This is a genomic window from Geobacillus sp. WSUCF1 (assembly GCF_000422025.1).
Classification (GTDB): domain Bacteria; phylum Bacillota; class Bacilli; order Bacillales; family Anoxybacillaceae; genus Geobacillus; species Geobacillus zalihae.
Window position 1 is genome coordinate 1 of sequence record NZ_ATCO01000142.1, and the last position, 5459, is coordinate 5459.

Consider the following 5459-nt stretch of genomic DNA (forward strand, 5'->3'; position numbering starts at 1 on the left):
GTCGGAAGGAATGAAATCTTTGCAGAAGTGTTGGCGGACGGCAGCCGGGATTTTACCGGCCCTGAACTGGGTGATGACGATGTCGCCGTCATTTTGTACACATCGGGGACGACCGGCAAGCCGAAAGGGGCGATGCTCACTCATCAAAACATATACAGCAATGCCCAAGATACGGCCGATTATTTAGGCATCAATGAAAATGACCGCATCATCGCTGCGCTGCCGATGTTTCATGTGTTTTGCCTGACCGTGGCGCTCAACGCCCCGCTAATGAACGGCGGGACGGTGCTCATTATGCCAAAGTTCAGTCCAGCAAAGTTGTTTCAGCTGGCCCGAGAGGAAAAAGCGACGATTTTTGCCGGCGTGCCGACGATGTACAATTTCCTTTATCAATATGAAGGTGGAAGTGCGGACGATTTGCGGACGCTCCGCCTTTGCATCTCAGGAGGCGCTTCGATGCCGGTCGCCTTGCTTGAAAACTTTGAGAAAAAGTTCAACGTCATCATTTCAGAAGGATATGGGCTTTCGGAGGCGTCCCCTGTCACCTGTTTCAATCCTCTTGATCGGCCGCGCAAGCCTGGTTCGATCGGAACGAACATTAAAAATGTTGAAAATAAGGTCGTCAACGAGTACGGCGAGGAAGTGCCCGTCGGCGAAGTCGGAGAGCTTGTCGTTCGCGGGCCAAACGTTATGAAAGGGTATTACAAAATGCCGGAAGAAACGGCGGCCGCCTTGCGCGACGGCTGGCTGCACACCGGCGATTTGGCGCGCATGGACGAGGAGGGCTATTTCTATATCGTCGACCGAAAGAAAGAGATGATTATCGTCGGCGGCTACAACGTGTATCCGCGCGAAGTCGAAGAAGTGCTGTACAGCCATCCAGATGTCGTGGAAGCCGCCGTGATCGGCGTGCCGGACCCGGACTACGGCGAAGCGGTGCGGGCGTATGTCGTCTCGAAAAATCCGGAGTTGACGGAAGCAGAGCTCATTGCTTACTGCCGTGAGCGGTTGGCAAAATATAAAGTGCCGAGCGCGATTGACTTTTTGGACGAGCTGCCGAAAAATGCGACAGGAAAAATTTTGCGAAGAGCGTTAAAAGAGCGGCTCGCGTCTTCCCATGCTTGATGGTGCTGAATTTTCAGCACCTTTTCTTTTTTTTTGAATAGTATATTGAAAACAAGTAGATAAATTTATATAATTTAACACATAAAAGTTTAAAAGGACTAAACTTCTCTACATAGGGGGATGGGATCATGGGCCAATCGATTCGGCGGTTCGCCGCGGTGTGTGCAGCCGGCTTTTTGTTGCTTGGCGGCTGCGGCGGCGCGAAAGAGACGGGAAGCAGCCAGGGAAGCGGCGGGAAGAGCGGGAAAGAAAAGACGTACAAAATCGGCGTGACGCAAATTGTCGAGCATCCATCGCTCGATGCGGCGCGCAAGGGATTCCAGCAGGCGTTAAAAGACAAAGGGCTGTCCGTTGAGTATGACGTGCAAATCGCCCAAGGCGACCAAAGCAACAACCAAACGATCGCCAATAATTTTGTTTCGGACGGCGTCGACTTGATTTTTGCCAACTCAACGCCAAGCGCGCAGGCGGCGCTCAATGCGACAAAAGACATTCCGATCGTGTTCACGTCGGTGACCGACCCAGTCGGCGCGCAGCTTGTCCAATCGATGGAAAAGCCGGGCGGCAATGTGACGGGAACGACCGATACCCACCCGGAGGCCATTCCAAAAACGGTGCAATTTATTGACAAATATATCAAAGGCAACCGCGTCGGCATGGTATATAACGCCGGCGAACAAAACTCCGTCGCTCAAATCGAACAGGTGAAAAAGGCGATGCAAGGAACGGACTTGCAAATCGTTCCTGCATCAGTATCGACATCAGCAGAGGTGAAGCAGGCGACCGAGTCGCTCGTCGGCAAAGTCGATTGTCTGTACATCATCACCGACAACACGGTCGTCTCGGCGCTCGAGTCGGTGATCCAGGTGGCGAATGAGCACGACATTCCGCTTTTTGTCGGTGAACTCGATTCCGTCAAGCGCGGCGGTTTTGCGGCGTACGGGTTTGACTATTATGACATCGGCTACGAAGCGGGGGAAATGGCGGCGCAAATTTTGCAAGACGGCAAAAAGCCAGCCGATTTGCCGGTGCAATATCCACAAAAATTGAAGCTTGTCATCAATAAAAAAGCAGCGCAAGAAATGGGCATCAAGCTCAATCCAGAATGGGATTCCATTGCGGAATATATTGAATAAGCGGCCGTCCCTCCTTCGATGAAGGAGGGGGCCAAAAAAGCAGGGAAAGTGCGTTTTGGCGCGCAACGTGCCACATGCGCCTTCGGTGTGTTTCCGAAAAGGTAGGTGAAAAGCTGTGTGGACAGCGATGTTCAGTTCCGTCGAAGCCGGCTTGATTTACGCCGTGATGGCGCTCGGCGTCTATCTATCGTTTCGCATTTTGGATTTTCCCGATCTGACGGTTGACGGCAGCTTCGTCACCGGCGCGTCTGTCGCCGCCGTGCTCATTGTCAATGGAGCCAACCCGTTTGCCGCCTCAGCCGCGGCGCTTTTGGCCGGCTTTGCCGCCGGGGTGTTGACTGGGCTTTTGCATACGAAAGGGAAAATCAATCCACTGTTATCCGGCATTTTAATGATGATCGCTTTGTATTCGATCAATTTGCGCATTATGGGCAAATCGAACGTTCCGCTGTTGCAGCAGGAAACGGTCATCACAAAAATCACCGCCGCCTGGCGGCAAGCCGGATTGGATGCGGCGCTCAACCGACTTGTTTCCTTCACCGGCTTTGCGCCGCGGACATGGGCGGTGCTTGTGTCAATGGCGATTGTCGCGCTAATGGTCAAAGGGCTGTTGGATTGGCTGCTGAAAACAGAAGTGGGGATCGCCTTGCGGGCAACTGGAGACAACAAGCCGATGGTGGCGAGCTTTTCCGCCAACACCGATTGGTTGATCGTGTTTGGCCTTGGGCTGTCGAACGCACTTGTGGCGCTTTCCGGAGCGCTCGTCGCCCAGTACGGCGGATTCAGCGACGTCGGGATGGGAATCGGGATGATCGTTATTGGGCTCGCTTCCGTCATCATCGGGGAGGCTTTGTTTGGCGCCCGTTCGGTCGCACGCGCGACGTGGGCGGTCATCGGCGGCGCCATCGTCTATCGCCTCATTTTGGCGCTTGCGTTGCGCGTCGAGTTTTTGGAGACGGGCGATGTGAAATTGATTACTGCGCTCATTGTGATGATGGCGCTCGTCGTGCCCAACACGTTGGCGGCGCAAAAAGAACGGCAGAGGAAAAAGCGGAGGGTGCGGCAGTTGGAGAGGGGGGAAACCGTTGCTGGAGCTGAAACGAATTACAAAAGTGTTTAACGAAGGAACGGCTGACGAGAAAATCGCTTTGCGCGGCATTGATCTGACGCTTGCCCCCGGCGATTTCGTCACCGTCATCGGCAGCAACGGCGCCGGCAAGTCCACGCTCATGAACATCATTTCCGGACGGCTGTCTCCTGATACCGGCGAAGTGTGGATCAACGGCCGCGATGTAACCGCGCTCAAGGAGCATGCGCGCGCCCGCTACATCGGCCGCGTCTTTCAAGACCCGATGGCCGGCACCGCCCCGCATATGACGATTGAGGAAAATTTGGCGCTCGCCTACAACCGGACAAAGCGGCGCACGTTAAGCCTTGGCGTCACGAAGCAAAAGCGCGAGTGGTTTCGGGAGACGCTGCGAACGCTTCATTTAGGGCTTGAAGACCGGCTCGCCGCCAAAGTCGGACTTCTTTCCGGCGGGGAGCGGCAGGCGCTTTCCCTGTTGATGGCGACGTTTACAAAACCGGATGTGCTGTTGCTCGATGAACATACCGCCGCCCTTGATCCGGCGCGGGCGGAGTTGGTCACGGAGTTGACGAAGCAAATTGTTGAGCAGCACCGCCTGACGACGCTCATGGTGACGCACAACATGGAGCAGGCGATTCGCCTTGGCAACCGGTTGATCATGATGGATGGCGGGCAAATCATTTTTGCCGCAGAAGGAAAGGAGAAAGAAGAGCTGACGGTCGAGCGGCTGCTTGAGGCATTCCAACGCATCCGCGGCAGCCAGTTTGCGAGCGACCGCGCCGTGCTCAGCTCATAAAGGAAATGAGGTGTCCTTCTTTGGCTGGGGGACACCTCTTCTGTTCGGCCGGCCGGTCAGATATTTTGGGTTTCTCGCTGCGTCGCTTGTCGGTAGGCGGCTTGCAGCGCCTTCGTCACCGCCCCCGGCGCGCCGCTTCGGATCACCGTTTCGTCGACTTGAATAATCGGGATAATCGCTGACGTCGTGCTCGTTAAAAACAGTTCGTCCGCCTCCCTAAGGTCGTTGGTGGAAAACGCTTCTTCGACAAATGGAATGCCAAGCTCAGCGCAAAACTGCTTCACTTTCGTGCGGACGATGCCGTTTAAAATCCGTGCGGTGGCCGGATGGGTGTACACCGTTTCATTTTTGACAAGGAAAATGTTTGACGAGCTGCCTTCGGTTACGACGCCGTCGCGATGCAAAATCGCTTCAAACGCTCCGCGCTCAACCGCTTCTTGTTTCGCCAATACGTTGGGCAATAAGTTCAAGCTTTTAATGTAACAGTATTCCCAGCGGACATCTTTCGTCAAAATCGTGCGCACCCCATGTGTCATTTCCTCGGTTTTCCGCGCCATCGGCTGGATGTAGGCGTACAAGTTCGGCCGGTTTTCCGCCGGAAACGCATGGTTGCGCGGGAAGCTGCCGCGCGTCATTTGCAAATACAAAATCGCATCTTCCTGCACATCGTTGAGGCGGCGAAGCTCCTCAAGCTGTTCGATGAGCTCTTCGCAGCCAAACGGAACGGATAGGCGAATGGCGGCCGCTGAACGGTACAGCCGGTCAAGATGCTCGCGAAGCCAAACGTATGTTCCTCTATATAAACGGACGACTTCGTAGACGCCATCGCCGAATTGCAAGCCGCGCTCTTCCATCGGATACGTGACTTGTTCATAACGGAAAATGCCGCGGTCGGTTAATACATACGGTTTCACTGACATGGACGTGCACTCCCTTTCTGTTGCCGTCAATCATGAATCAGTTTGATTATATCATAGATTGGCCTCTCTCTGCGTTTGTCTCGTGTTTGGCGTGAGCAGAAACAATGGATGGACGTTCGGGTTGCGAAATGAGACGAATTTTTAGATAATAAAGTTATCAATCTATATAAGTTGTAATAAAGATTTTCCGATTGCTCGATTCTGTTTTCCTTCATACAAGTCAGTTTGATAGAATGCGGCGGGCGCTCTACTGGATGTAAAACAAAGTTTCAACTTATATATATAAGTTGCAATAAAGATTTTCCGATTGTTCGATTCTGTTTTCCTTCATAACAAGTCATTTTGATAGAATGCAGCGGGCGCTCTACTGGATGTAAAACAAAGTTTCAACTTAT

General features: G+C 53.4%; 5 protein-coding genes. 4 read left to right on the forward strand and 1 reads right to left on the reverse strand.

Annotated elements, in window-relative coordinates:
* The 4 genes from I656_RS03010 to I656_RS02995 all read left to right on the forward strand — a co-directional run.
* A partial coding sequence (locus I656_RS03010; protein WP_020756254.1) for a long-chain-fatty-acid--CoA ligase occupies nucleotides 1-1125 on the forward strand: 1125 nt, incomplete at its 5' end.
* Nucleotides 1126-1253: 128 nt separating this feature from the next.
* Nucleotides 1254-2261, forward strand: coding sequence for an ABC transporter substrate-binding protein (locus tag I656_RS03005; protein WP_011230172.1), 1008 nt, complete (start codon nucleotides 1254-1256; stop codon nucleotides 2259-2261).
* A gap of 127 nt (nucleotides 2262-2388) precedes the next feature.
* Nucleotides 2389-3381: an ABC transporter permease gene (locus tag I656_RS03000; protein WP_033006390.1), complete on the forward strand. Its 993-nt coding sequence runs from the start codon at nucleotides 2389-2391 to the stop codon at nucleotides 3379-3381.
* Nucleotides 3347-4144, forward strand: a complete 798-nt coding sequence (locus I656_RS02995; RefSeq protein WP_013146218.1) for an ABC transporter ATP-binding protein — start codon at nucleotides 3347-3349, stop codon at nucleotides 4142-4144. Before I656_RS03000 ends, I656_RS02995 begins: the two co-directional genes overlap by 35 nt.
* Before the next feature lie 56 nt (nucleotides 4145-4200).
* Here I656_RS02995 and dat read toward each other — a convergent pair whose 3' ends face one another.
* On the reverse strand, nucleotides 4201-5064 hold the full coding sequence (gene dat / locus I656_RS02990; RefSeq protein WP_033006388.1) for a D-amino-acid transaminase: 864 nt from the start codon (nucleotides 5062-5064) through the stop codon (nucleotides 4201-4203).
* Nucleotides 5065-5459 lie beyond the last annotated feature (395 nt).

Bases quoted from the DNA above. Each gene is read 5' to 3' on its own strand.
- dat (WP_033006388.1), bottom strand. From the start codon at position 5,064: ATGTCAGTGAAACCGTATGTATTAACCGACCGCGGCATTTTCCGTTAT.
- I656_RS03000 (WP_033006390.1), top strand. From the start codon at position 2,389: ATGTTCAGTTCCGTCGAAGCCGGCTTGATTTACGCCGTGATGGCGCTC.
- I656_RS03005 (WP_011230172.1), top strand. From the start codon at position 1,254: ATGGGCCAATCGATTCGGCGGTTCGCCGCGGTGTGTGCAGCCGGCTTT.